The organism is Candidatus Enterococcus murrayae (assembly GCF_017315985.1).
Lineage (GTDB): Bacteria > Bacillota > Bacilli > Lactobacillales > Enterococcaceae > Enterococcus_A > Enterococcus_A murrayae.
In genome coordinates this window covers 149503-174572 of record NZ_JAFLVR010000004.1, presented here as the reverse complement: position 1 = coordinate 174572, position 25070 = coordinate 149503, and the positions used below count along the sequence as shown (strand labels likewise).

The 25070-nt window shown below is 39.5% G+C and carries 26 protein-coding genes; 23 read left to right on the top strand and 3 right to left on the bottom strand.

What is annotated here, in order from left to right; translation table 11 throughout:
* Positions 1-339: 339 nt before the first annotated feature.
* The 6 genes from JZO85_RS02505 to JZO85_RS02480 all read left to right on the top strand — a co-directional run bounded on the left by JZO85_RS02505 (position 340) and on the right by JZO85_RS02480 (position 7099).
* Positions 340-2448, top strand: coding sequence for a pectate lyase-like adhesive domain-containing protein (locus JZO85_RS02505; protein ID WP_207106925.1), 2109 nt, complete (start codon positions 340-342; stop codon positions 2446-2448).
* Between the two features lie 6 nt (positions 2449-2454).
* Positions 2455-2973: a hypothetical protein gene (locus JZO85_RS02500; RefSeq protein WP_207106924.1), complete on the top strand. Its 519-nt coding sequence runs from the start codon at positions 2455-2457 to the stop codon at positions 2971-2973.
* Between the two features lie 42 nt (positions 2974-3015).
* Entirely contained in the window at positions 3016-3636 is a 621-nt protein-coding gene (locus tag JZO85_RS02495; protein WP_207106923.1) for a hypothetical protein, read from the top strand.
* A 17-nt stretch (positions 3637-3653) separates the two neighbouring features.
* Complete coding sequence (locus JZO85_RS02490; RefSeq protein WP_207106922.1) at positions 3654-3875, top strand: LPXTG cell wall anchor domain-containing protein; 222 nt, start codon at positions 3654-3656, stop codon at positions 3873-3875.
* A gap of 103 nt (positions 3876-3978) precedes the next feature.
* On the top strand, positions 3979-4953 hold the full coding sequence (gene galE / locus JZO85_RS02485; RefSeq protein WP_207106921.1) for a UDP-glucose 4-epimerase GalE: 975 nt from the start codon (positions 3979-3981) through the stop codon (positions 4951-4953).
* Between the two features lie 484 nt (positions 4954-5437).
* Positions 5438-7099, top strand: a complete 1662-nt coding sequence (locus tag JZO85_RS02480; protein ID WP_207106920.1) for an immunoglobulin-like domain-containing protein — start codon at positions 5438-5440, stop codon at positions 7097-7099.
* A gap of 48 nt (positions 7100-7147) precedes the next feature.
* Here the strand turns inward: JZO85_RS02480 and JZO85_RS02475 are convergent, their stop codons facing one another.
* Entirely contained in the window at positions 7148-7876 is a 729-nt protein-coding gene (locus tag JZO85_RS02475) for a DNA alkylation repair protein (protein ID WP_207106919.1), read from the bottom strand.
* A 130-nt stretch (positions 7877-8006) separates the two neighbouring features.
* On the opposite strand from JZO85_RS02475, the gene JZO85_RS02470 reads away from it, so the two are divergent.
* From JZO85_RS02470 to JZO85_RS02450, 5 genes are all read left to right on the top strand, one after another.
* On the top strand, positions 8007-8810 hold the full coding sequence (locus tag JZO85_RS02470) for a helix-turn-helix domain-containing protein (protein ID WP_207106918.1): 804 nt from the start codon (positions 8007-8009) through the stop codon (positions 8808-8810).
* 1 nt (position 8811) lies between these two features.
* Complete coding sequence (locus JZO85_RS02465) at positions 8812-9234, top strand: DUF2000 domain-containing protein (protein WP_207106917.1); 423 nt, start codon at positions 8812-8814, stop codon at positions 9232-9234.
* A gap of 96 nt (positions 9235-9330) precedes the next feature.
* Positions 9331-9984 carry a TerC family protein gene (locus JZO85_RS02460; protein ID WP_207106916.1) on the top strand — a complete coding sequence of 218 codons (654 nt, stop codon included), beginning with the start codon at positions 9331-9333 and terminating at the stop codon, positions 9982-9984.
* A 466-nt stretch (positions 9985-10450) separates the two neighbouring features.
* Positions 10451-11629, top strand: coding sequence for a double-cubane-cluster-containing anaerobic reductase (locus JZO85_RS02455; RefSeq protein ID WP_207106915.1), 1179 nt, complete (start codon positions 10451-10453; stop codon positions 11627-11629).
* Positions 11617-12381, top strand: coding sequence for an acyl-CoA dehydratase activase (locus tag JZO85_RS02450; protein ID WP_207106914.1), 765 nt, complete (start codon positions 11617-11619; stop codon positions 12379-12381). Before JZO85_RS02455 ends, JZO85_RS02450 begins: the two co-directional genes overlap by 13 nt.
* Positions 12382-12584: 203 nt before the next feature.
* Here the strand turns inward: JZO85_RS02450 and JZO85_RS02445 are convergent, their stop codons facing one another.
* Positions 12585-13220 (bottom strand): DUF998 domain-containing protein, encoded by a 636-nt coding sequence (locus JZO85_RS02445; protein WP_207106913.1) that lies wholly within the window; start codon positions 13218-13220, stop codon positions 12585-12587.
* A gap of 137 nt (positions 13221-13357) precedes the next feature.
* Positions 13358-13579, bottom strand: coding sequence for a hypothetical protein (locus tag JZO85_RS02440; protein WP_207106912.1), 222 nt, complete (start codon positions 13577-13579; stop codon positions 13358-13360).
* Positions 13580-13794: 215 nt separating this feature from the next.
* Between JZO85_RS02440 and JZO85_RS02435 the strand changes: the two genes are divergently transcribed.
* From JZO85_RS02435 to JZO85_RS02380, 12 genes are all read left to right on the top strand, one after another.
* On the top strand, positions 13795-14532 hold the full coding sequence (locus JZO85_RS02435; RefSeq protein WP_207106911.1) for a GntR family transcriptional regulator: 738 nt from the start codon (positions 13795-13797) through the stop codon (positions 14530-14532).
* A gap of 150 nt (positions 14533-14682) precedes the next feature.
* Positions 14683-15171, top strand: a complete 489-nt coding sequence (locus JZO85_RS02430) for a PTS sugar transporter subunit IIB (RefSeq protein ID WP_207106910.1) — start codon at positions 14683-14685, stop codon at positions 15169-15171.
* 18 nt (positions 15172-15189) lie between these two features.
* A complete protein-coding gene (locus tag JZO85_RS02425; protein WP_207106909.1) occupies positions 15190-16002 on the top strand; it encodes a PTS mannose/fructose/sorbose/N-acetylgalactosamine transporter subunit IIC in 813 nt (270 codons plus the stop codon).
* Positions 16002-16844 (top strand): PTS system mannose/fructose/sorbose family transporter subunit IID, encoded by an 843-nt coding sequence (locus JZO85_RS02420; RefSeq protein ID WP_207106908.1) that lies wholly within the window; start codon positions 16002-16004, stop codon positions 16842-16844. The genes JZO85_RS02425 and JZO85_RS02420 overlap by 1 nt, the downstream gene beginning before the upstream one ends.
* Positions 16845-16869: 25 nt before the next feature.
* A complete protein-coding gene (locus JZO85_RS02415; RefSeq protein WP_207106907.1) occupies positions 16870-17289 on the top strand; it encodes a PTS sugar transporter subunit IIA in 420 nt (139 codons plus the stop codon).
* Between the two features lie 35 nt (positions 17290-17324).
* Positions 17325-19058 carry a class I mannose-6-phosphate isomerase gene (locus JZO85_RS02410; RefSeq protein ID WP_207106906.1) on the top strand — a complete coding sequence of 578 codons (1734 nt, stop codon included), beginning with the start codon at positions 17325-17327 and terminating at the stop codon, positions 19056-19058.
* A 16-nt stretch (positions 19059-19074) separates the two neighbouring features.
* Positions 19075-19854, top strand: coding sequence for a glucose-6-phosphate isomerase family protein (locus tag JZO85_RS02405; RefSeq protein ID WP_207106905.1), 780 nt, complete (start codon positions 19075-19077; stop codon positions 19852-19854).
* A gap of 25 nt (positions 19855-19879) precedes the next feature.
* Positions 19880-20440: a glucose-6-phosphate isomerase family protein gene (locus JZO85_RS02400; RefSeq protein WP_207106904.1), complete on the top strand. Its 561-nt coding sequence runs from the start codon at positions 19880-19882 to the stop codon at positions 20438-20440.
* Between the two features lie 151 nt (positions 20441-20591).
* Positions 20592-21239, top strand: coding sequence for a hypothetical protein (locus tag JZO85_RS02395; RefSeq protein WP_207106903.1), 648 nt, complete (start codon positions 20592-20594; stop codon positions 21237-21239).
* A 208-nt stretch (positions 21240-21447) separates the two neighbouring features.
* A complete protein-coding gene (locus JZO85_RS02390) occupies positions 21448-22518 on the top strand; it encodes a glycosyltransferase family 1 protein (RefSeq protein WP_207106902.1) in 1071 nt (356 codons plus the stop codon).
* 123 nt (positions 22519-22641) lie between these two features.
* On the top strand, positions 22642-23442 hold the full coding sequence (gene dapB / locus JZO85_RS02385; RefSeq protein WP_207106901.1) for a 4-hydroxy-tetrahydrodipicolinate reductase: 801 nt from the start codon (positions 22642-22644) through the stop codon (positions 23440-23442).
* A gap of 454 nt (positions 23443-23896) precedes the next feature.
* On the top strand, positions 23897-25057 hold the full coding sequence (locus JZO85_RS02380) for a cystathionine gamma-synthase (RefSeq protein ID WP_207106900.1): 1161 nt from the start codon (positions 23897-23899) through the stop codon (positions 25055-25057).
* The last annotated feature ends 13 nt before the right edge of the window (positions 25058-25070 follow it).

The following is a 25070-nucleotide window of genomic DNA, read 5'->3' as shown; positions in this document are numbered from 1 at the left end:
ATATTTAATCCGCTAACATTTAATCAAATTACTTCAAAATAATTTTTGGTGAAGCTGAATGATAAAAAAAGCAGGATGAAAAAAATTGAAAAAGGTCAGATTTTCACAAAAAAGGCACAAACCAAGCTTCTTACTTAAAAAAAACTTAAAAAATATTGGGCAAATCTAATTATAATCATTATTTAATAATATGTATTGGCGGAAATTAATGAATTATGTATCGGGTTTCAGCAACGTTAGTTATTTTACATTTTTATTTTTTTTGGATTTGTTATATCGTTATTCTTATTTTATATTGTTATTGTTGCCGGATTTTTAATGAGTTTGGGGTTGATAGTAATGAATAAATACAAATTACATATTATTTTGATCTTTTTCTTTATGGTTTTTAGTGTTTGTTCTTTGGAATCTCCTGTACAAGCTGAGCCAGCAGACATTGAAGTTGTGGAACCAGAAAATACTCAAGAAAGCTCTTCAACGCAAGCAAGTGTAACTGAGAATAATGAGATTGTTATTGAGAATCAAAAGTACGAGGAAGCATGGCTGATTGTTTCTACTGTTAGTGAGTTGCAGACAGCACTAAAAAATAAAGAGCCATACATAAAGCTTGCTGATTCTACAGAAATTTTTGATTTTGGGAATACCGCTATTCCAATTACAGGAGATGTGACTATTGATGGAAACAATCGCCAGATTTCCTATAACGGCGGGAATCTAAATTCAAATAAAGGACTGTATACAACCGTTGGCGGGTTAACGATTAGATTGCAGAATATGACGTTTGGTTCAACAGATTATACGGTACCTGCTTTGGGACTTTATGGAATTATGCAAAGTAGTGCTGCTGTTCAATTACATATTGAAAACGTTAATTATTATTCGAATCAAAGTGCACAGCCTTTTTACCTAAGAAATCTCAATAGCAAGATTTACTTTTATGGAACGAATCAATTTATGCAGCAAAATCCAGACGGCTCTACAGCTAATGGTCAAGAGTTTGCTGAAACCAATAATCTTGAGTTTACAGCAGGCAGTCATACGACGATCGTCCAAAATACAAGCGATGCTTTAGGCAGTGTATGGATGCCTGCAAATCCTGCTAGCATCACAGTAGGAGAAGAAGCCGAGGTCGATATTACCTCGAACCACAATTTCATTTACTCTGATGGAGCAAATAATGGTGTGATCACATTGGATAATAACTCAAAGCTTTCAGTAAAAGGAACGAATTCAGCAAAAGGGGATTTCTATTACTTTAATAAGCCGGCGTTTTTAACAGTTGGTGAGGGTGCAGAGTTTTCGATCAGTTATCCAAACAGCATCAAAATAGCAAATGGCAGTATGTTTAAATTTCTTCCTGATTCAATCGGACATTTCTCAATCAGTGATAGTGAGTCCGTTTTTAATCGGTCAGTCGGTGCAAATTCAACCTTTGAAATTGATAATGCACAACAAATTACTTTTCAAGGAAAGCCTGGAACTACCTATAATCCCATAGGCTTTGTAGGAGGAACGAATAAATTTATCTATGCGCCATTTAGTGAGAGGACGCGGGGATACGGTGTAATGACAGAGGATACTTCGTTGACCTCACAGCTAGATGCTGGAACTTGGCATATTGCTTCTACTGATATCTCTCGATCTGTTCAGACGAATACGCCGGATTTTACAGCTGCTGAAAAAACAGCATTGAAAAATACTAACAGAATAAGTTTGACACGGTTAAATCCACCAGTAGAACTGCTGGATGTGAGTCAGGATATACAGGTCAATGAAGCAAGCTTTCAGCTAAAAGAGTATCAGTTGAACAACAATGATGAAATGGTTAGCGGTATGGAGTTTAAACTGTATTCAAAAAAAGTTGCTGATCCTGCGAATGACGAGACAGGACTGATCGAGCAGCAGTCGTTTTCCAATCTAACTGATAAAGGGACGTTTTCGAATCTTAAGGAAAGAACGGATTATTGGCTTTATGTTCGAATCGTTTGTGATCCGGATAGTCAATCAAGTGATTGGTTGGAGGTGCCGTTTAAAACACAGCAAGAAATGATCAATGTCAGCTTTCCAATTGAAGCAGCCTTTTACACTGAAAAGAAAGCTGGACAGCAGGCAGTCATTCCTGCAAATACGTATTCAATCGATAACCACAGCTCCTTTGCGGTGGCGATCCAAGCTACGGATATTCAAGAGCTGTCAAATCCGGCCGGCATTCGTTTATTACAGGAAGAGGATGAAACAAATCAAAAAGATTTATTTTTGAACCTGACAGAAGGAAACAGAAGTTTAGGGGCATTGACTGAGCAGCTCCATGAGTCTCCGTTGTCATTTGCTGAATTAGCAGGGAATGCTTCAACGACCATGGGCTTTTCGGGCAAGTACTATGGAGAAGTAAAAAAAGCCCAACAGGTTCAATATCGGTTGACATTGACTGCTGCAAGAAAGGAATAAAAATTGATGGAAGAAAAACAAAAAAACAAAAGAAAATGGCTAATAGTTTTATTACTATTATTGGCTTTAGGTGGAATAGGCGCCTATTTTCTTACTCGAGAAGCGCCAAAGCCCGTCTCTATGATCAGCGGTGATTTCTTACCAGATAATAAAGACGCTAAGGAAATCAGTGATGCTGAATTGAAAAAAATGGCTCAGCAAAAGGTCGACCACAGCAAATTCAATATGGTGATTGCACCGGAAGCTACGTTTGAAGCCGGTGATAAAGCAGGCGAACTGATCATTCAAAATCCAGCGCATAATGCCTATCCAGTCAATGTCGAGATCACACGAAACGATACTGGAGATTTAATTTATACTTCTGGAGCGATTCAACCAGGCTATGAAGTCAAAGAAGCAAAATTAGAGGAGAAATTATCGAAGGGAGACTATCCGGCGACGGCTAAGTTTTCTTTATATGATGATAAAACGAAAGAAAAGAAAGGTGAGGTTGCGGCTAAAATTACGATTCATGTCAAAAATTAATTGCAGTAATACAAAAACATACGAAAAGGGAGAAGAGAGAATATGAAGAAAATTTTAAGCGGATTATTGGTAGGAAGTGTTTTATTTGGAGGGGCAGCAAGCATTTATGCGGCTGAAGAGAATGTCAATGGAACGAATTCAGCTTCCATCACCGTTAATGGATCATTAGGACAAGACAACACAGATGAAAATGGACCGAATATTGATGAAGGATCAGAGGACTGGATCAATGTAACTGTAGATACAGCAAATATTTTTTATACTACAAAGGATACAGAGCATAAAACTATCACCTCTCCATATTATGCGATCACCAATAATTCTGGACGCGGGGTGAAAATCTCTGTTGCTGATTTTACTGTAGATTCTGGAAATTTAGATAATGTTGAGGCATTAGAAATCAGCGGAAAAGACTATTCTGCAATGGATAAAACAGTGGATTTGAAATCATTTGCGGCAGGAGAATTTTTAGTTTTAGCCAATAACCAAGGAAAATTGAACGTCGATACAGATCCTTCTGGTGGGTATACTAAAGATACGCTGTACAAATATTCAGGTACGACAAAGGATGAGTATTATAAGGGAAATGCTGAGCAAACATCACATACTTTGACTTTGGCATTTGAAGCATTAGGAAAAGATGGAAATCCAGTAACGCCTTAAATTAAGGAGGCGAATCTATGAAAAGCGAGATTCAAATTGAAGGAATGTTGGGCTCTTATCAGGAAACGACCACTAGTTCTTCAAGCAGTCCATCACCATCTAAGGAGCAAATCGTCAATGTACAGGTAGCCTCAGGGTATCCTAAAACAGGTGAAAGCCAAACCTATTATCTGTTTTTTTCAGGGCTCTGTTTATTGCTTATACTATTAGTTTTGAAAAGAAAGAAGACATCCGATTAGCGATGTCTTCTTTTTCGTATTGGCAGTAGTAAATGATAGTGCATAGCTTTAGACTGACCAAACGAACACTGATAAACTATAGGGAAAATCAAAGGAGGATATTATGACTGTTTTAATACTAGGCGGTGCGGGATATATTGGCTCGAATGCTGTCGATGGTTTAATTATGCGAGGTTATGAGGTAGCAGTTATTGATAATCTTTCTACAGGACACAAACGTGCGATCCATAAAGCAGCTCATTTTTATGAAGGAGATATCCGTGACAAAGAGCTCCTTCGTAAGGTATTTAAAGAAGAAAAAATAGACGCGGTAATGCATTTTGCAGCACTTTCATTAGGTCGAGAGTCCGTCGAGCAGCCGCTCAAATATTTTAGTAATAATGTTTACGGGACAGAGGTAGTTTTGGAGACTATGCAGGAGTTTGAAGTGAAGTCGATTGTCTTTTCGTCATCGGCAACAATTTATGGCAATACGAAACAATCTCTTGTCGATGAGACAACTGAGGCGGCTCCGATCAATCCTTATGGTGAAAGTAAACGAATGATGGAAACGATCATGACTTGGCAAAGCCAGGCATCAGAAATGAATTTCGTCGCTTTGCGCTATTTTAATGTTGCCGGAGCAAAGAAGGATGGAACCTTAGGAGAGGTTCGGCCACGGTTGATTCCTGTCATTTTGCAGGTGGCATCTGGTGAAAAGGATACGATGGTGATTTTTGGTGATGATTATCCGACCATTGATGGAACCTGTGTACGAGATTATATCCATGTATTGGATCTTGTCGAGGCCCATATCTTAGCTTTGGAATATTTACAAAGGGGCGGGGCTAGTCAGATTCTAAATGTAGGATCTGCAAAAGGGTATTCCAACCTTGAGGTCGTTAATGCTTGTAGAGAGGTTACTGGACGAAAGATTCCATTAGAGATCCGACCTGGTGCAAAGGGCGATGCTGCTAGTTTAGTTGCATCGAATGACAAAATAAAAGAGGTCTTGGGCTGGTCAGCAAAACACAGCGATATCAAAGAGATTATTTCTGATTCTTGGCGTTTTCAAAAAGACTATCCCAATGGCTATTGATACTATAAATAATTTTGCAGGAGAAGCGAGGGGCTCTCCTGTTTATTTTTGATTTCATCACTGCCCCTTTTGTAAATCGATCAAAAAAATTAGTTGGTAATAATCGTTATTAGTAAGCTTAACTTTAAAAGGATTCGATTTAATATTTAAATCTATTTTTCGGATTTGTTTATTTTAGCAAAAGAATAGTTAATAAACTGTCGGATAAAATTTATATATTGTTTTTTAAAATAATGGATTAATAAAATAAACATCATTATTTATCGGTTATAATTGCGTTGATTAAGCGATTCTTTTGTGTTATCTTCTAATGAGAAGTTGCTTTTTGTATGTACTTTGTTGTTATTTTTATGCATCTGGTTATTTGCTATGAACAGAGGCGTGGATGGTGTTCCAGACTAAAATGGCTACTAGTACCAATTTTGGTTTAGAAGCAGCTTAATAATGGAAGAGTACTGTATCAAATGTATGAAAAGGAGAAAAGATGAAAAGAAAACAATTAACATGTGCAGCGCTTGCAGGCTTGTTGGTACCTGCATTACTTGCTGCGCCAACAGCACTGGCAACAGAAGGACAGCCAGCAGTAATGAGTGAAACTGTCAAGAAGGCTGAGGAAACAACAAAAACACAACCAAGTGTTTCCGCACCAGTAAAAGATAAACCAACAGTTCCAAGCTCCACACCTAAAGTACCAAGCACTACAACAGGGAGCAGTCAGACAACTGAAAGCAAGGGAACTCAGGCGACAACTGAAAGCAGTACAGTGAAACCAGCTGAAGCACCAAAGACAGAAGTACCAGCAAAAAATGAGGCTGAAAAGACGACTTCTTCAACTGGGGAAAGTGCTAGCAAAGTGGAAGTAAAACCTTTAGATGTAGAAGAGTTTCCAGCAAATGAATCAACCGATACACATCCGGCAATCAATATCCTGCCAACTCAAAGTATTCGTAAAGGCAGCAGCTTTGATCCGATGAAAGGTGTTAGTGCCACAGATAAAAAGGATGGAGACATCACCGCAAAGGTTAAATGTTCAGGTACGGTTGACACGAACAAAGTTGGGGACTACTTATTGACGTATACAGTAGAAAATTCTCAAGGAAACACGGCTACACAAAGAGTGATCATCCGTGTTATTGAGGATGATATTGGCATGTATACGATCGAGATCGGTGATTTTAGCTTACCAAAGGGCAGTGATCATATTCAAGCGATCCGTGAACGTATTGTAATCAGAAAGCCAGATGGAACGATTGTGCCGACAGCGACAGCGAATATTATAGTAGCAGGCAATCATTCAACGGATCAACCAGGGACATTGGCGGTTGAAATTGCAGTTATTTCAGAATACTTCACTATCACGAAAAAAATCGTGAACATTACGATCGTTGATACGAAAGATACGATCAGAATGGATATTCAGCCTTCCCTGAGTCTTGAAGTAGGACAGGCATTTGATCCATATAGCTTTGCGCAAGCGTATGTGTTGAATCCTTCAGGAAAAGAAGAAAAGCTTGCAAAAGCAAGTGCGGCTGGCGGAGTCGGTGTTTGGGCAGAGTCAAATGTTGATACTGCAAAAGTTGGTGATTATAAGGTTACTTATACAGCATTGGCTTCAACAGGTGCAACAATCACCAAAACGATGGACGTAAAAGTAGTCGAAAAAGCTGAAAAACGTGCACCAAAAATTTTAGTCGACAATAAAGTAATGTATGTCGGTGATAAATTGAATGAAGACATGATTATGGCTTGGGCAAAAACAGAAAATCCTGACGATACGATTGATGGATTTAAAGTAACCAATGGCGATATCAAAGTAAAAGTGGCAGACAATACATTAGTGGAGACTGGTGAACACAACATTGAGTTTTACGCGTCTACTCCAGAAGGGGAAACCAGTACTAAGGCGATTACGTTAAGCGTAAAAACTCGAGCAAATGGTGATCCTGCCTCAAGTGGAGATACAAAGAATGTAGGGAATGCTGGCAATGGCACGACGAATAAGAGTATCACCCCAACACGTACAGCAACTCAAGGCAAGCAATTACCGAAAACCGGTGAAGAGTCGAGCAGTCTGTTCGTTACACTAATTGGCGGATTTATGGTTTTATTCGCTTTTGCTCTTAAACGCATGAAAAAAGTAAACTAAAGTTTAAAAGCTTCCTTCATTGAATAAAATGAAGGAAGCTTTTTTGTGCTAATGTTGGTTTCTACGCCCGTGTTTGATGATCCACTCCTGCGCTTTGCTTGAGGGTGTTTTTCGCCACTCTTCGATAAGAAAATCCGCTTTTTCTGGCGCCTCTTTATAAAGATCGTTCAGATTATTACCAACGCTTTTTTGAACGAATTTTTCCGGATCATCCTTTAGATTCGTCAAAATTTCTGCATACCGATCAAACTCCTCTAAGGCGACATCGATTTTTTCTGACCATGGCAAACGAATTCGTACGCCTTCGCAGGCTAGCCGGCGTACATGAACATTTTCATCTTTGCTCCACTGGATCAATTCATCCATAACCTCCTGCGGGTGTTCCCTTAATAAAGGGCGAATTGCATACTCGCCAGTAAAGCGTTTGGTCAATTCCTTTAAGAAGGCTAGTGAAACTTCCCAGTTTTCATTGCCATGACGTTCGACATAGCGGCCAATTGGCCATAACCACCAGCCAAAACTAAACATTCCGGTTGCTTGCTCTAGTTCTGGACCAAGCATTTGATAAAAGGTTTGGATGGTTTCATCATAGTCTCCGCTTAAATTTTTTTCTAACGCATCAACGATAAAATCAAAGCGTGCGAACAATTCCTTCTCTTCTAAGTTGCCGATTAACTCAGTAGAAAAATTTTCACTGTTAAAGTCAGGCTGTACATTAGATAATTTTTCTGACAGTTCTAAAATGTATTGATCATTATAATGGTCTTTGTGTTTCAACTGCATCCGCCTCCATCTGATTCTTTGTTTTGATGATACCATACATTTAAGTGAATTTTTAAATAGTCAATATCTTCCAAGCGGTGGAGAAAGAGCCTTGGTACAATAAGAAAAGAAAGGGGGCGAGACGTTGAATCAGAAAATTATTTGTTATGACAAGGACTTAGGGATCGAGGCGTATTCCTTTACGGGAGTGTCACAGAATTTTCCAAATCACTTCCATGATTATTATGTAATTGGCTTGATTGAAGAGGGAAAAAGAAATTTGGTGGTCAATAGTCAAGAGTACAAGCTTGTTCCTGGAGACTTGTTAACGTTCAACCCTTATGACAATCATAGCTGTGAAGGAATCGAAGGCGAGCGTTTGACGTATCTTTGTATCAATCTAAAAAAAGAAATATTTCAGCCTTTCACAGGAGCTGATTTGCCTAAATTTCTTGCACCGATGCAGGCCCAAACAAAAGTTGCGGAGGATTTTCGTCAGCTGCACCAACTGCTCATGAATGATGGCGATGTGGAAGAAAAGGAAACGCTGTTTATCTTACTTATTGAGGAACTGCTGCAGCAATATACTCAGACAGCACAGTCGATACTAACAGATGAGCAGGGAACGATCGCTGAGGTTTGCAGCTACTTAGAGACACATTATGATCAGAAAATTACTCTGGAGCAGCTTTGCAAGATTGTTCATTTAAATAAGCATTCTTTGGTTCGCCTATTTACGCGAGAAAAAGGAATTACGCCTTATCGCTATCTTGAAACATTTCGAATCGTTAAAGCAAAGGAATTACTGGAGCAAGGCTATAGCTTGACCGAGACGGCTGATCGAACAGGTTTTTATGATCAGAGTCATTTTACAAATTATTTCAGCCGGTTCATTGGCTTGACCCCAAATCAATATCGAACAATTTTTGAAAAAAGAAAAGAGGTATAAAATGTCAGCCGATGAGTTAAAATGTGTGATGGTAGTGGATGAATCCATGCCGTTAGGAATTATTGCAAATAGTACAGCTGTGATGGGGGTAACAATCGGAAAGCTTTTCCCTGAAGTTGTAGGCCAAGATGTCATTGATCAGAGTGGTTATCAACATCAAGGAATCATCGAGTTTCCGATCCCTATTTTAAAAGGCAATCGAGAGTTTCTGCGAAATATGCGGGAACGCCTATATGAACCAAATTTTGAAAAGCTGACGGTCGTCGATTTTTTCGATGTTGCACAAGGCTGTAAAACCTATAACGAATATATCGAAAAGATGAGAGAAGTCCCAGAGTCTGCGATCGATTATTTTGGAGTAACGCTTTTTGGTAATAAAAAACAAGTTAATAAATTAACTGGTAGTCTGCCATTGTTGCGTTGAGGAACATCCCTAACAAAATCATACGGTTATTTTCATGCTATTTTCAGCAAAAAGTGGTATTTTAGATGAGATGATTTTTTAGGGGGGAGTAGTGACATGAGTATTGAAATTATATCGAAGGTTCTTTCGATTATTGTATTAAATTTGGTATTAAGCGGTGATAATGCAGTGGTGATTGCATTGGCAACGCGAAAATTGCCTACAGCTTCACAAAATAAAGCGATCGTGATTGGGACAGCAGGCGCAGTCGTATTACGAATTCTTTTGATGCTGATCGCAGTCGAATTATTAACCGTTCCATATGTGAAAATCGTTGGAGCAGTCCTGCTGTTTTACATTGCCTATGATTTATTGCGATCCAATGGAGAAGAGGCAGCTGTTAAAAGTGAAACCACACTTCTATCTGCGGTTCGTACGATTATTATTGCTGATCTTGTGATGAGCTTGGATAATGTATTGGCGATTGCAGGTGTTGCAGATGGTCATTTCATGTTGGCAGTCTTAGGGCTGATCATCAGTATTCCGATCGTGATTTTCGGGAGTCAGGTCATTCTGAAGCTGATGGATCGTTTCCCTTGGCTGATTTGGATCGGCGCGCTGTTGATTGCTTATACCGCTGGATCGATGTTGGTGGAAGATAACTTTATTCATCATCTTATCCGTGGATTGAGCAACGGACATATTGTTTCTATCGCTTCATGCGTCTTGTTAGTAGGTATGTATTTCCTCTTTAATCGCAAAAAATCTTAGTCTCTTTTTTTAGAACTTGAAGAAAAACTGCCGCAAATCAGTTGCAGCAGTTTTTTTGTTGTCAAAAATTGCTGAAGCGTGTATAGAAGTGAGAACGATTCTCTTTTGGAAGTCTTGCGGGGGAAAAATCCCTTCGTTATACTTAGGGAGTAATTGTAAGTGTTTGCACAAACTTTAGGATGGGGTAAGACAACATCCATTGAAAATGTAAAGAAACACATCTGGAGGTGGAAATAATGTTTAAGCGATGACTATGAATGCCACAAAACTTAGAGGTTCTAAGCGCGTCGATCAATCATTTTTCCTCCTCGGATAAGTTAAAATAAAAATTATCCAGGAGCTGCCTTTTTTTGGTGTGCTCTTTTTCTATTTGAGGAAAAATGCTAATTTACAAGTGGATTATTATGCTTCATGGAAAATAGGCGATAAAAAAAGAAATCCTCAAAATGAGAAAGGAATGGATAGTGTGGAATTAAGAACAAGTTTACCAGAGATTTTTGATGAATTCGGCGAAGCGAGAAGACAAGGGTTTTTAACTGTTAAGGAAATCAAGGAAAAAGGCAAGCCGGTCGTTGGTGTGTATTGCACCTTCATGCCAGAGGAATTGGTGCTTGCTGGCGGTGCGATCCAAATCAGCTTGTGCTCAACTTCGGATGAGACGATTCCAGATGCTGAAGAAGATCTGCCGCGGAACCTTTGTCCATTGATCAAATCAAGTTATGGTTTTGGAAAAACGGATAAATGCCCGTATTTCTATTTTTCTGATTTAGTTGTAGGGGAAACGACCTGTGATGGCAAGAAGAAAATGTATGAATACATGGAAGAATTCAAAGATACTTATTTGATGCAGCTACCGCATATGCGCGATACGGAAGAAAGTAAAAAATTATGGTATAGCGAATTGGTTCGTTTCAAGGAAAAACTAGAGGATTTCTTAGATGTCAAAATTACTGATGAAAAAATTCGAGAAGCGATCGTGTTAAAAAATCGCGAACGCAAAGCGAAACAAGATTTTTACCGACTAGGCCAGTTGAACCCGCCGGCAATCACCGGTCAAGAGATTTTCCAAGTGATGTACGGCTCGCAATACAAATTCGACAAAGAAGAAGTTATCCAGATGCTAGAAGAAACGACTGCCAAAGTCAAAGAAAAATATGAAGCTGGCGAACGTTTGGATAAAAAACCACGGATTTTAGTGACGGGTTCACCGATGGGGGGAGTTACAGAAAAAGTGATTCGCGCGATCGAAGAAAACGGCGGATTAGTAGTAGCTTATGAAAATTGTACGGTCGCAAAAGCAGTGGAACGCTTAGTTGATGAAACAGAAGAAGATGTTTATCAAGCGTTGACGGACAAATATATCAATATCGGCTGTGCCTGCATGTCCAATAACCAACCCCGTAAAGAATTATTGAGTCAAATGATCGATGATTATCAAGTAGATGGCGTGATCGACATGGTGTTGCAGAACTGCATTCCGTTTTCGGTGGAATCATTGAAGATCAAACGTTTCTTGAATGAAGAAAAACAGATTCCCTATATGTATTTGGAGACTGATTATTCGACTTCAGACATCGAACAAATCAACACACGTGTAACCGCGTTTATCGAAATGTTAGAGGAAGAGGCTGTATGTACACAATAGGTTTAGATTCTGGCTCTACCACAACAAAAGGTGTGCTTTTCTCCAATGAGGAATTGATCGACAAGTATTTGATTCCAACTGCTGGGAATCCCAAGAAAGCCATGTCAGATGTGGTAGGCTATTTCAAACGAAAGTATGTATTAAATGATTTGAAATTAGTAACGACTGGCTATGGCAGAAAACTGCTGCCTGCAGATTTAGTCATTACAGAGATCACTTGTCATGGCAAAGGCGCCGATTATCTATCCCCTGGAGTGAAGCAAGTTATTGATATCGGTGGGCAGGACTGTAAAACGATTCAGTTGAACGGCAAAGGCAATGTTGTGGAATTCAGCATGAATGATCGGTGTGCCGCTGGAACCGGGCGTTTTGTGGAAGTGATGATGCGAACATTAGGAGAAGACATTACAGATTTGGATCAGTTTGTGCAGGATGCAGAACCTGTTACGATCAACAGTATGTGCACCGTTTTCGCTGAATCAGAAGTGATCAGCTTGATCTCAAAAGGTGAAGATCGAGAAGATATTGCGCTGGGAGTTCTCCATTCTATCGCGCAGCGGATCAGCAGCCAATATTCAAAGCTTAGACCCGCTCGAGGTGAAAAAGTACTATTCACTGGTGGCCTTTCCAAAAGTGCGACCTTTGCAAAAGTACTAGAACAATATGTTTCAGCACCAGTTAAATGCGACGAACTGTCTCAATATGCAGGAGCGATCGGAGCTGCGCAGATTGGGATTAAAAAATTAGGATAAGCAAAAAGGTAGGGCAGAAGGGTTTAGCTTCAAGGAATAAGGTCCAAACAATAACTGAGAGACAGAAAGTTTTCACTTTGATATTGAAGAGGTCCTACTCAGTTTTAGTGCCAAGACCAAATAGTATGGAACCTAAAAAAGGGCTGGACAAATGAATGTCTCAGTCCTTTTTTCGTTTGCGCCATTACAAAGTTCTCTTTTCTTCATTTACTTCCTAGCTGTCTAAAAGCGATACTAAGTGCTGGCAAGTATAAGAAAAATAGCGAAAGCCGCTGCCAAAATCCGCGAGTGGATGTCAGCAGAGGACCGATTATTGGCAAGTAGTAAGCGGCAAATAATAGCAGTGCTACAATCGATCCGAGTAGACAGACGGAATAGAAAAGCCAAACATTTTTTTGCTGTTTCAGCTTTGCCCGATAGGCTAGCAGCAACGGAACAAACATCATCGCTACCATGGATATTCCTGAGAATGCTGCGTGTAAAAAGTAAGCAGGGCTAAAGAAACTGGCTGAATCATTGATTTTTACTAATCCAGTTAAAATACAGTCGCCAAACCCATATAGTGCGATAGCGCCAGCTAATATCTGAGCCAAACGTTTTGATTTTGATTGAAAAAAGTCATAGACACCTGGAGTTGATAAGATAAACAGGCTGCCGGTAACGATGGAGCCATTATTGAAATAGACTTGTACAGGGCTAGTGGACTCACCCAGTTGACTGATGATCATCGTTATCTGATCGTATCCAGGATAGGAGAGGCCCAAATAATAGGGTAATGAAAAATCCCCAAAAACGGCGAGGGTCAGAAATAGCGGAGAAAGTTTTTTTAAAATAGTCATCGACGACTCCTTGAGAAAGTTTTCTTCATCATACTTTATTTTTTGTTCAAATTCGAGAAATATGAGGTGTCATTATTTCTATATTATAGAATCGTTCACATAATGAAAAACTGCGACCTCAACCAGGTCGCAGTTTTTCAGAGATCGCTTATAATCGTCATTAAGAACATGCCTTCTTCAGCTAGAGCACCAAAAAAGAGGATCAGACTATCGACAAAGAGTACGCTCATATTAGCACCGAACATAACAGCCAATCGTTCTAAGTTATCCACGATCTGCTTTTCTTTGAAATAAACGTAAAAAAGATAAAAATTGACCAGCACAAGTAGTGCAGCTGAGAGAAAAATAGCGATCTTCATGAGCGTACTCCTTCATTTGATTAAACGTAATCGTTTTTCTATTCTTCATTATACTACGCCATAAGTAGAAAAGAAGAAGAAAACACTAAAGATTAAAACCGTTTTTTAAAACTTAACTATTGATAATAGCTAAAAGAAACCGCCTTCTCAAAAGGTTGATATTTTAGTCAAAATAGATTATTGTTATAACAATAGAACTTTTAAGGGGTGATAGCTTGAACGAAAAATTAGCAAAAGGGAAAGGTGCAAGCCCTTTGTATAGTCAAATAGCAGATGATTTGCGTTTTAAGATCGTTTCAGGAGAGTGGGGAGATGGCGAAAAAATTCCACCAGAACTAGATTTGTGTGAGATCTATAATGTTAGCCGAATCACGATCAGAAAGGCGATCGATGAATTGGTTCGTGAAGGACACTTGTATCGTGAACGAGCAAAAGGAACCTTCGTTTTATCAATGGATCATTCAACTGAAAAGGAACACTACACAATGGTGCGAAGTTTTACTCGGGAAATGGAAGAGCTGGGGAAAACGGTTAGAACATTGCAAGCCCAAGTCAGCTTAATCGAGGCTTCTGAACGAATTTCTCAGCAATTAGGAATCGAAAAAGGCTCAAAAGTCCTTCAACTTAGAAGAACCCGAGGGGTGGATGACGGTAAAGCATTTGCCTATTTTGTTACGCATATTCCTTATACTGAAAAATTCTCACTAGACAGTAAAGATTACTACGGCTCATTGTACGATTATCTGAAAACATTTGACATCGTTATGAGTGAGAGCAAAGAATACGTGGAGGCGCTGATTGCGACACCAGAGATTCAAGCAGTATTGGATGTTCCCGAGAATACTCCGATTTTGAAAAGAGTTCGGATGGTCTCAAGATCTGACGGACAGTACAAAGAGATCAGTGATTGCTACTATATTGGCGACCAATATCGTTACTATGTTGAAATTTAGATATGGGTAAAAGTGCAAAATAATTTCGATTATCTTGCACTTTTTTTAAAAACTATAAAGAAAGCGTTGTCTTTTTAATTGAAATGACATATAATCAATTTGTGCTATTGTTATAACAAAATAACATAAAGAGAATAGGAGTGTAAAAAAATGGCAATATCGTTTATTCGAATTGATGACCGGATTATTCATGGACAGGTAGTGACGCGCTGGATGAGTGAAAGAGCATGTGATGGTGTCGTAGCAGTTGATGACCCTTCTGCAAATAATCCAACTCTATCAAAGGTGCTCAAAGGAGCTGTTCCAAAACCTCTGAAAGGCTTTGTTATGACGGTGGATCGTACAGCTTTGAAGTGGGAGGAGATTGTTGGGAGTAAGAAAAATTATTTTCTAATTGCTAAGACACCTGAGACCCTTGTGCGTTTGTATGAAGCCGGAGCCGATTTTATTGCATGCTATCCGATTTTAAATGTCGGACCAATGAGTGCTCGAGAAGGAGCAGAAAAAATCGGACCAAATGTAGCGATCACTGAAGGCGAAAGAGAAGCCTTTGAACGGTTGGATGCATTAGGAATGGATATTCAGTTTAAATTAGTACCGGATTCAAAAGGCTTTACTTGGAAAGATATCAAAAAATAAAGAACGGAGGAACTTATTATGCTCTTTTTCCAAGCTGTATTGATCTCATTACTTTGTTACTTGGGCGCTTTGGGCACTCCCTGGCTAATGGGATTGACTGGCGGATGGTACACTATCAGCCGACCGTTAGTATCGGGATTTTTGATTGGACTTATTTTAGGTGATGTGACACAAGGAATTATTATTGGTGTTGCTATTCAGGCAGTATACATCGCAATGGTGACGCCTGGTGGACAGATGCCAGCTGATTTGAACTTTGTAGCATATCCGGCAATTGCTCTGGCCATTTTATCTAATTCGTCGACCGAAGTCGCAGTGACTTTAGCAACAACGATCGGGGTTATTGGTACGATTGTATTTAACTTTTTCCAAGTGGCTAATTCGTTTTGGAATCATCGCGCACAAAAGGCAATTGAAGAAGGAAACGAAAAAGCATTTCACTTCAATACGATCGTTGGTCCGCAGCTGTTGAGTTTTGTTTTGCGCTTTTTCCCTTCCTTTTTAGTGATTTATTTTGGTTCAAGCTTTGCTAAAGAATTACTAGCGAGTATGCCGCAATACTTGATTGACGTAATGGGCATTTTGGGTGGTGCTTTACCGGCTATCGGGATCGTGATGCTGCTGACGGCAGTTGTTAAAGAAGACATTATGCTGATATTCTTCGTTTTTGGTTTCATCTGTGTTATCTTCTTGAAATTAAATATGATCGCTTTGGCAGTAGTGGCCGGTGTGATCGCGTATATTTACTTCCAAGCAAAGGTTAAACCAGCAGTGAAGATCGCGACAGAGGATGGTTCGTATGACGATTTCGACGAGGAGGAGGAATTTTAATGGAACAAAAAAGATCGTATCAGCTTTTAGATAAAAAGACGCTGAATAAATCCTATATTCGATGGATGATGTACAACTTAGTAGCGACTAGTTTTGAATTTTTAGAAGCTTTCGGGTTCGCTTTATCAATGGAACCGATTGCGAAACGGTTATACAAGGATGATCCTGAAGCACAAAAAGCGATGCTGAAAAGACATTCGGTCTTTTATAATACGGAACCGCAAATAGGATCGCTGATCAACGGTGTGGTAGTCGGGTTAGAGGAGCAGCGGGCGCTAGGGAAAGAAGAAATCGATGATGAGTTTGTTAACGGATTGAAGGTTGGATTGATGGGACCTTTAGCTGGGATCGGGGATTCTATGATTCCTGGGATGCTGATTCCGATTTTGCTTTCGATTGGGATGGGCCTATCCGAAAATGGAAGTATTTTAGGTCCGATTTTCTATATTGTTGCCTATAATACGATTATTATGTTAGGCTCTCGTTTCTTATTCTTCAAAGGCTATGAACTTGGGGCCGAATCAGTCGATACATTCGTTGGAGAAAAAGCACAGCAAATTACACAGGCTTTCTCTGTTTTGGGAATGATTGTCATCGGAGGAGTCGCCGCAAGTTATGTAAGCTTGAAGCTGCCGATCGTATTGAAATTCAGCAGTGCTAAAATCGATATCCAACAAATTTTAGATGGTATTTTCCCGAACCTATTGCCGTTAGTCTTGGTACTTGTCTCATGGTATCTGATGGCGAAAAAGGGTGTCTCCGCCTTAAAATTGATCGGCCTCTATTTTGTGACGGCCTTTGGTGGCGTGGGAATTGCTTATTTGATTCAAACGATGTTCTAAAAATAATGAATAAGGAGCAGCAACTATGATTGGAGTTTTATTGGTAAGCCACTCGAAATTGGCTCATGGCATGAAAAAAGCTGTAGAGTTCGTGGCTGGCGAACAGAAAAGTTTCTTTTCACTAGGACTAGAAGAAGCAGGGATAGCTAGCTATCGAGAAGAACTGGAAAAATTGGCTGACCATTTGCCTACAGAGATTAAGCAACTGCTGATTATTTGCGATATCCCAGCAGGTTCTCCTGGAGCGAATGCGTATGATGTCTTTTCGCAAACAAAGCTTGAAGTTGAAATGTTGTCGGGTATGAACCTAGCCATGCTATTGGATATGATTTTGATGCGCGATGGAAAAAATTTTCAGGATTTGATTACAGATGGGCTTAAGGCCGGTAAAGAAAGTATTGACCGAATGGATTTCTCAGATGGAGATGATGACGAGGAATTCTAATGTCATATCATTATGATTTTTAAAGAGGGGTAGAAATGACGTATAATTTGCGACCAGAAATCAAGATTAAACAGGATTCACAAACATGGACAAGCTATGATCAAATTGCTGAGGAATTAAATCAGCAATTTGTCGCTGGAAAGAAAAAGATTACATTGGAATGTTATCCAGGTGTAGATTTATCTGAACTGGAACAGCAGCTATTCAGTAAACTGACAGATGTACGATTAGTAAAGGCCGATGACTATGCTTATGATGCTGAAACCGTAACGAAAAAAATTGCGGCGAATTTAACTGAAGATCGTGTCTTTGGAATTTTGTCTCATGCGACTTTAGATGAATTTTATCCAGAATATGAAGTAAAGCAAATCCAACAGGAATTAGCAAAAGAGCAGAAGAATATTGTTGTATACGGGACAGGAGCTACAATCTTGCTGCCAAATCCAGATATTTTATGTTATGCCGATCTGACTCGATGGGAAATTCAAAAACGTCATCGAGCTGGGATGCCGAACTGGAAAGCAGCGAATGAGCATGAAGACAACCTTAAAAAAGTAAAACGCGGCTTTTTCTTTGAATGGCGTGTCGCTGATCGATTGAAACAGAAATTAACGGATCAAATGGATTATTTGATTGATACGAATGTTCCGAACCAAGTGAAAATGGTGGATGGCGAAAGTTATCGTACAGCATTGGATCAAATAGTAGCACAGCCATTCCGGCTGGTTCCTTATTTTGATGCCAGTGTTTGGGGTGGACAATGGATGAAGGAAGAGTTCAACTTGGATTCTGAGAAGGAAAACTATGGCTGGGCTTTTGATGGTGTACCAGAAGAAAATAGCTTATGTCTGAACTTCTCAGGAACAAAAATTGAGATTCCTGCTATCAATGTTGTGCACCAGCGTCCAATTTCTTTGCTTGGTAAAAAAGTCCATGCACGCTTTGGAAATGATTTTCCGATTCGATTTGATTATTTGGACACTGTAGGTGGCGGTAATTTAAGTTTGCAAGTGCATCCGCGGGTGGATTATATTCAAGAGAAATTTGGCATGCCCTATACACAAAATGAAAGTTATTATATTTTACAGGCTTCTGAAAAATCAACAATCTATTTAGGGGTAAAAGAAGGGACCGAAAAAGCAGAGTTATTTGACGAATTACACCGAGCAGAAAAAGGCGACTATCGTTTTCCTGATGAAAAATATATCAATTGTTTTCCTGTAAAAAAACATGATCATTATTCGATTCCTGCAGGTACGATTCATTGCGGCGGTCCGGATACCGTGGTATTAGAGATCAGCCAAACACCCTACATTTTTACTTTTAAATTATGGGATTGGGAACGCTTAGGTTTGGACGGAATTCCAAGACCCGTTCACTTAGTACATGGCGAAGCGAACGTAAATACGGACTATGACACGGCTTGGGTCCAAGATAATCTGATAAATCCTTTCGAAACACTTTATGAAGATAACGAAGGTCGTGTTGAAAAGACAGGCTTGCATGAGTTAGAATTTATTGAGACACACCGACATTGGTTTAAGAAGGAAGCGAAGGTAAAGGTTCATCAAAGCGTTAACATGTTGAATTTGGTGGAAGGGGAAGAAATCACGGTGGAAAGCTTGGATAATAGCTTTGCTCCATTTGAGATCCACTATGGTGAGACCTTTATTGTACCAGAAGCGGTTAAAGAATATAAATTGGTCAACCAAGGAGATCCGGCTAAAGAAGTCGCGGTAATACAAGCTTTTGTTAGAAATTTGGCATAATCCAAGGAGGAAGAAAATGTTTGAAACTGGGTTAGGAATAACCTTTGATGAAACCACTCATGAGTTTGTTTATCCTACTACTGTTTTTGGTCCTCCTCGGGCTGAGCAGCGCTATTTAAAGGATATTCTCCACAGTATGGCGGATCATGAGGCAAAAGGTCCTGAAATTGTTTATTCGATTGCGATGGATGTCGGGTTAAAAAAAGATCGTGTAGATTTAATGGCACGCGAGCTGCTTTTTGGAATTGTCGCATATGCCGATGGTTCGATCGGTGAAGAGCCGGTCAAAAGCCAAGGTCATATTCATGCGATTTCTAATTCCTGTCTGATGTCGACACCTGAAGTCTATGAAATCTGGTCAGGCGAAGCAATCATCTATATGCAGGAAAGAGCAACAGATAATCCTGGACGCTGCTATGCCATTCATGCAAAGGCTGGGGAAGTCGTGATCGTTCCGCCAGGATGGGCGCATTGTACGATTAATGCATCAAAGACGGAACGGATGATTTTCGGAGCATGGTGTGTACGAGATTTCGGTTTTGAGTACGCAGACGTTAGAGAACATAACGGTTTAGCCTTTTATCCAAAATTTGATGCTCAAGGCACGATTATTTGGGAACAGAATCCAAGTTATCAAGTAGAGAAGTTGATAGAAAAGAAGCCACGGGAGTATTCAGAGTTCTCAATTGATACAGAACGACCGATTTATCAACAATATGAGCAAGAAACAGCCAAATTTGATTTTGTTGTTCGACCAGATTTATACAAAAGTAAATGGTTGAATTATATTCCGTGATGAAAAATAAGGAGAAGAAGCTGGGATGATTAAAAAGAGTGATGTTATATACAATAACAAAACCTTCAAGTTAGAAGGCAGTGGTATCCAAGAGAAGAAAACACGAGCAAAAGATTTGGCGGGCTACTTTTCAGATTCAGCAGCTTATCAGGCGCTAGATCCGGAAACAGTAATGTATCGAGTAGAGTATCAGGATAATAATCTAACCGAAGGAACGCCTGGAGGACTATATTTTGGAATTACGCACTTGTATCCAGGAGTTGTAGGCAAAGAATATTATTTAACAAAAGGACACTTTCACGCAAAAAGAGAGACCGGTGAGTATTATTTTGGTTTGCAGGGTCGTGGACTATTAATGATGACTCAAAATAGTGAGACTCGTTTAGAAGAAGTCGTTTCTGGATCGGTTCATTATATTCCTGGAAATACAGCACATCGTCTGATCAATACAGGGACCGAAGTGTTATCGGTTTCTGCCTGTTGGCAAACAGAGTCAGGTCACGATTATGCGTCGCCAGAAGAAATGTTCCCGCAACGAGTAATTTGCGATGCAAAAGGGGAGCGTGTTATTACATCTAATGAATAAGGATGAGCTGAATCGATTTTATCGATTCAGCTTTTTTAAAGATAGTTTTAAGGTGAAGCAGCTTTTTTTGCGAATAATTTAAATAGACTGACATCTGTCTTCTGCTCCGCTATACTAAAAACTGAGAAGTTTATGAGGGGAGGACAAGTCGATGAATTTTGCTGCATCCGATTTTGAGTACTATGAACGGACCATCAGAATCATGTATCAGAATTATTATTGGAAACGTATTGTTATCTGCGGAGCTGCGTTAATTATCATCATGGCGTATAGTGGAATTTTTCAAGATAATTTGTTTTTGAATATTTTACTGATGCTGCTGATTGTTGGACTGGGAGTCTATCTTTTTTTAGAAAAGCAAAAATTTTCGGAGGTCTACCAAGCCTTTCTTGAAGAGAACCAGCCTGAGGTGCAAATCCATAAAATTCAAGAAGAAGAGTACAGTTACAATGTGGTAGATGATGACGAGAAGGTTCGGATCAATAAAAAAGGTGTGCGAAACTTGCCTTCTAATAGTAAGCAGTACACACTGATGGTTGGCTTTTCCAAAGCTTTCTTTTCTCGAGAGCCATTGCAGATTGTGTATTATGACATGCTTGATCTCACCTATGAAGAAAGCTTTCGATTGAAACGTAATGGCTATAACTCCATGCCGCGTTTCTTAAGACGCTTTACCTTGAGCAACCTTAAGGCCAGTGCAGGTAATGCATTCAGCTTTATTTTTGGAAATATTTTCCTCTTATTCATTTTGTTTCGCCTATTGCGTTACTTGTGGTCATTCTTAAAAATGTTCTTCTAATAGTCTTTAAAATCACTTGAGAGAAACATCTCAGGTGTTTTTTTATTTAACGATGAGTTGTAATTATTCATTTCGTAAAAAAATATGAATGATTTTGAGTTATTTTTTTAAGTCCGTATAGATAATTTTTACTTTTTTTGGAGTATCTTATTTTTGAAGCTATGAAGAAAGTAAAAAATACAAATTATATACGGAGAGGAAGAAATTAATGCAAACGAAAACATTAGGTCAACGACAAATTTTTGGAATGAAACGAGAATCTTTACAAGGGAAAGTACAGACTTTTTATCAGGATACACAAAATACAGCTGCGGTAGTGGAATATGCCATTGCGGTCATGATAAGAAATGCCTTCGTGATCGGAGATTTCTCACTGATTTTTGCAGAGCTGATACACGAAATATACCTTCATGCAGAGCTGATACACGAAATATACCTTCATGCAGAGCCGACAGATTTACTGCGCCGTTTCTGCCCATTCTTTGAAAATTACTTTGATCGTGGAGAGTGGAAACTGGTCAAAGCACGGATGTTTAAAAACGTCAAAGAATACCATAAGGTGGATACATCTCTTCGTTTATATAAAAATTATTTACAAGAAAAAACGACTCCTGTAGAAGAATTAAACGGTCAACAATATAAACTCATTTCGGTTTTTGAGGACGCAAATGGTAAATTGCACACTTGGAATTTAGGCGACGCTGATCCCAATATAGCGATAGAAAAGGCTGATGCGCTATTAGAGCTTTTGACGACATTGACGATTTTTAAAAAAGCCGGGGTTAGAAGGTTTGTAAAAGTAGAGAAATCGGATATTGTGAATTGCACACGCAAATCGCTTGTACAAAAGAAAAAGGTACAGGAGGAAGCGGCAGTAGATGAACACCCTTCAACAGAAAACAAAATAGTAAACAGCGACTCTCACTCGACAAATACTTCAAGTGAAGTCGAAAATGTTAGTCAAGCATTGGGGAAGAAAGCGAATTGTGAGCGGTTGCCTGAAAAGGTAGCAGAGGTCGGTGCGTTGTCTGAAAAAAATAGTAATTCAACAGCACTTATGACCGAAGAACAAGCAACTTCCAGTCCTAAAAAGCAAGTGACGGCATCTGCACCATCTCAGAAAACTGTTTATAAAAAACCGAAGAGTGAAAAGCAAAAGAAACGGGAATATAAGGATGAATTGATCAAAGAGACGAAGTATGGAAAAAAGAAAAAAAGTGAATCGCGAAAAAAGAAGAAAAATAAAAAGGAAGACAAGAAAAGAAAGAAGCGTAGATAATTTTTGTCCAATCCTGTTTTTTGGAAAGAGGGTTCTTTGTTGCGGTAATTTAATGATTATTTACTTCCTGCCCATGGTAAACTATTTTTGAAATCGTTTTACTAATTTGTAGGAGGAAAAAAATTGATCAAAACAATTATTATTGGACCGCGTGGAAAAATGGGACGCTTGATTACACAGATTGCAGCTGATAGTGAGGAATTAACACTGGTTGCCGGTGTTGGTCCAAAGGGGCGCGACTATATTGGACAAGATCTGGGTCAGGTGACAATGCTTGGGCGTGATCTTGGCGTGTCGGTGGTGGATGATTTAACGGAAGTCATTAAGGACTGTGATGTGATCATCGATTTTTCCACAAAGGAGATGGGTCTGGAAACTTTGCGTGTAGCAAAAGAATACAAGAAAGCTTTGGTCTGCGGGACAACTGGCTTTAGTCCCGAAGAAAAGGAGCTGTTTCGACAAGGCGGCAGGACGATTCCGATGCTATATGCCGCGAACACCTCTAAGTTGGTAAATGTTATGAATCGACTGCTGCAATTGGCAACTTCTGCAATAGGACAAGAAACAGATATCGAAATCATGGAGATGCATGATCGTTGGAAAAAAGATGCTCCTAGTGGTACGGCAAAAGAAATGGGAGAGCTGATCGCTCATGAATTGGACGCGAAACTTCCTGAACTAGCAGTTTATGGTCGGGAAGGAGCGGGAGAACGTAAACCGGGATCGATCGGATATCATTCCGTGCGCATGGGAGACACTCCTAGCAGTCATACTGTTTTTTTTGGCGGCTTTGGAGAGCGGTTGGAAATTAGTCATCATGCGACGGATTGGCGCGGTTTTGCCAAAGGCGCTTGTGATTGTGCGATTTTCTTAGCCAATCAGGAAGCCGGCTACTATTCTGTAGCAGATGTTTTAAAACTATAGAAGATTAACTGGTTTTTTTGAACTGCTTTTCAACTTAAAAAAGTTGATTTTGGAACCAGTCTTTTTGTGCTGTAAAAAAATAGAACTCAGTTATTTTAAAAAAAATTGTGAATGAATTGATTGACATCTTATTTTGTTAATGCTAAATTGAGTGCAATCAATTAAGGAGGTCAGGACTCATGGCAAACAGCATTGCAAAACGTAATCTTCAAACAGTTGAATCAGCATGTTGTTGTATGGTGCAAAAAAGCAGCATACGAATTTGTCATGCCTATTAACTGTTCTGAACTCGTTTGAAAAGAAGAAAAATTCTATTTTTTTGACGAATCTAAGAGGTGCAGCTTTAATAGCTTGCACCTCTTTTTTTATACACAAAATTTGAGATAGGGGGAGTTGTAATGTGTTGTTGCTTAACCGGTGAACGAAAAAAATAGAACTAACAGGAGGAAAAACGATGCAGTTATCAACTAAATTGATTCATGGAGGAATTAGTGAGGATCCGTTGACAGGAGCTGTCAGTGTACCAATCTACCAAACCTCGACTTACCGACAAAAGAAATTAGGTCAGCCAGGAGACTTCGAATATTCTCGATCCGGCAATCCCACACGTTTGGCATTAGAAGAATTGATCGCTGAACTAGAAGGTGGTGTGAAAGGTTTTGCGTTTAGCTCCGGCTTAGCTGCAATTCACGCAACGCTATCATTATTTCAACCAGGAGATCATCTAATTTTAGGCGACGATGTTTATGGTGGAACTTTCCGTTTATTGGAAAAAGTCTTCAAGCCGTTTGGCCTTAGTTACACGATGGTAGACAGTCGTGAGCTATCACAATTGGAGAATGCGTTAACGAACCATACCAAGGCACTTTATTTAGAGACTCCCAGCAATCCCTTATTAAAAATCATTGATTTGGAAAAAAGTGTGGTATGGGCAAGAGAACACGAATTAATAACAATCGTTGATAACACCTTTGCTACACCTTATTTGCAGCAACCATTGATACTAGGGGCGGACATTGTGCTTCACAGCGGTACTAAGTATTTAGGTGGTCATAGTGATTTGGTGGCAGGTTTTGCAACGACTAATAATGAGAGTCTTGCTGAGAAAATAGCATTCTATCAAAATTCGATAGGCGGTGTTTTAGGCCCACAGGATAGTTGGTTGCTGCAACGGGGAATCAAAACTCTAGCAGTTCGAATGGAGGCCCATCAAAGGAATGCTGGAATACTTGCTAGCTATTTAGCGGCTCATTCTGGTGTAGCTAAAGTCTACTATCCAGGTTTAGCTGATCACCCTGGTCATGAAGTCGCTGCAAGGCAAATGCGCGGCTTTGGCGGTATGGTAGCCTTTGAGTTAGTGGATGAAAGCAGGACAGCGGAATTTGTTGAGTCACTAAAAGTAATCACGCTAGCGGAAAGCTTAGGCGGTGTTGAAAGCTTGATCGAAGTTCCTGCAGTCATGACTCATGCTTCGATTCCGCAGGAGAAACGGGAAGCATCTGGAATCAAAGAAGGATTGATCCGCTTATCGGTCGGTATTGAAGACATTACAGATTTACAAACAGATTTGGAACAGGCTTTTGCGGCAGCTCTTCGTGAAGAGACAGCGGAATAAAGCTTTACTAAAA

What these genes read in the sequence shown, in the direction of transcription:
- JZO85_RS02505 (WP_207106925.1), top strand. Translation starts at nt 340, where the DNA reads ATGAATAAATACAAATTACATATTATTTTGATCTTTTTCTTTATGGTT.
- JZO85_RS02500 (WP_207106924.1), top strand. Translation starts at nt 2,455, where the DNA reads ATGGAAGAAAAACAAAAAAACAAAAGAAAATGGCTAATAGTTTTATTA.
- JZO85_RS02495 (WP_207106923.1), top strand. Translation starts at nt 3,016, where the DNA reads ATGAAGAAAATTTTAAGCGGATTATTGGTAGGAAGTGTTTTATTTGGA.
- JZO85_RS02490 (WP_207106922.1), top strand. Translation starts at nt 3,654, where the DNA reads ATGAAAAGCGAGATTCAAATTGAAGGAATGTTGGGCTCTTATCAGGAA.
- galE (WP_207106921.1), top strand. Translation starts at nt 3,979, where the DNA reads ATGACTGTTTTAATACTAGGCGGTGCGGGATATATTGGCTCGAATGCT.
- JZO85_RS02480 (WP_207106920.1), top strand. Translation starts at nt 5,438, where the DNA reads ATGAAAAGAAAACAATTAACATGTGCAGCGCTTGCAGGCTTGTTGGTA.
- JZO85_RS02465 (WP_207106917.1), top strand. Translation starts at nt 8,812, where the DNA reads ATGTCAGCCGATGAGTTAAAATGTGTGATGGTAGTGGATGAATCCATG.
- JZO85_RS02460 (WP_207106916.1), top strand. Translation starts at nt 9,331, where the DNA reads ATGAGTATTGAAATTATATCGAAGGTTCTTTCGATTATTGTATTAAAT.
- JZO85_RS02450 (WP_207106914.1), top strand. Translation starts at nt 11,617, where the DNA reads ATGTACACAATAGGTTTAGATTCTGGCTCTACCACAACAAAAGGTGTG.
- JZO85_RS02445 (WP_207106913.1), bottom strand. Translation starts at nt 13,220, where the DNA reads ATGACTATTTTAAAAAAACTTTCTCCGCTATTTCTGACCCTCGCCGTT.
- JZO85_RS02440 (WP_207106912.1), bottom strand. Translation starts at nt 13,579, where the DNA reads ATGAAGATCGCTATTTTTCTCTCAGCTGCACTACTTGTGCTGGTCAAT.
- JZO85_RS02430 (WP_207106910.1), top strand. Translation starts at nt 14,683, where the DNA reads ATGGCAATATCGTTTATTCGAATTGATGACCGGATTATTCATGGACAG.
- JZO85_RS02425 (WP_207106909.1), top strand. Translation starts at nt 15,190, where the DNA reads ATGCTCTTTTTCCAAGCTGTATTGATCTCATTACTTTGTTACTTGGGC.
- JZO85_RS02420 (WP_207106908.1), top strand. Translation starts at nt 16,002, where the DNA reads ATGGAACAAAAAAGATCGTATCAGCTTTTAGATAAAAAGACGCTGAAT.
- JZO85_RS02415 (WP_207106907.1), top strand. Translation starts at nt 16,870, where the DNA reads ATGATTGGAGTTTTATTGGTAAGCCACTCGAAATTGGCTCATGGCATG.
- JZO85_RS02410 (WP_207106906.1), top strand. Translation starts at nt 17,325, where the DNA reads ATGACGTATAATTTGCGACCAGAAATCAAGATTAAACAGGATTCACAA.
- JZO85_RS02405 (WP_207106905.1), top strand. Translation starts at nt 19,075, where the DNA reads ATGTTTGAAACTGGGTTAGGAATAACCTTTGATGAAACCACTCATGAG.
- JZO85_RS02400 (WP_207106904.1), top strand. Translation starts at nt 19,880, where the DNA reads ATGATTAAAAAGAGTGATGTTATATACAATAACAAAACCTTCAAGTTA.
- JZO85_RS02395 (WP_207106903.1), top strand. Translation starts at nt 20,592, where the DNA reads ATGAATTTTGCTGCATCCGATTTTGAGTACTATGAACGGACCATCAGA.
- JZO85_RS02390 (WP_207106902.1), top strand. Translation starts at nt 21,448, where the DNA reads ATGCAAACGAAAACATTAGGTCAACGACAAATTTTTGGAATGAAACGA.
- JZO85_RS02380 (WP_207106900.1), top strand. Translation starts at nt 23,897, where the DNA reads ATGCAGTTATCAACTAAATTGATTCATGGAGGAATTAGTGAGGATCCG.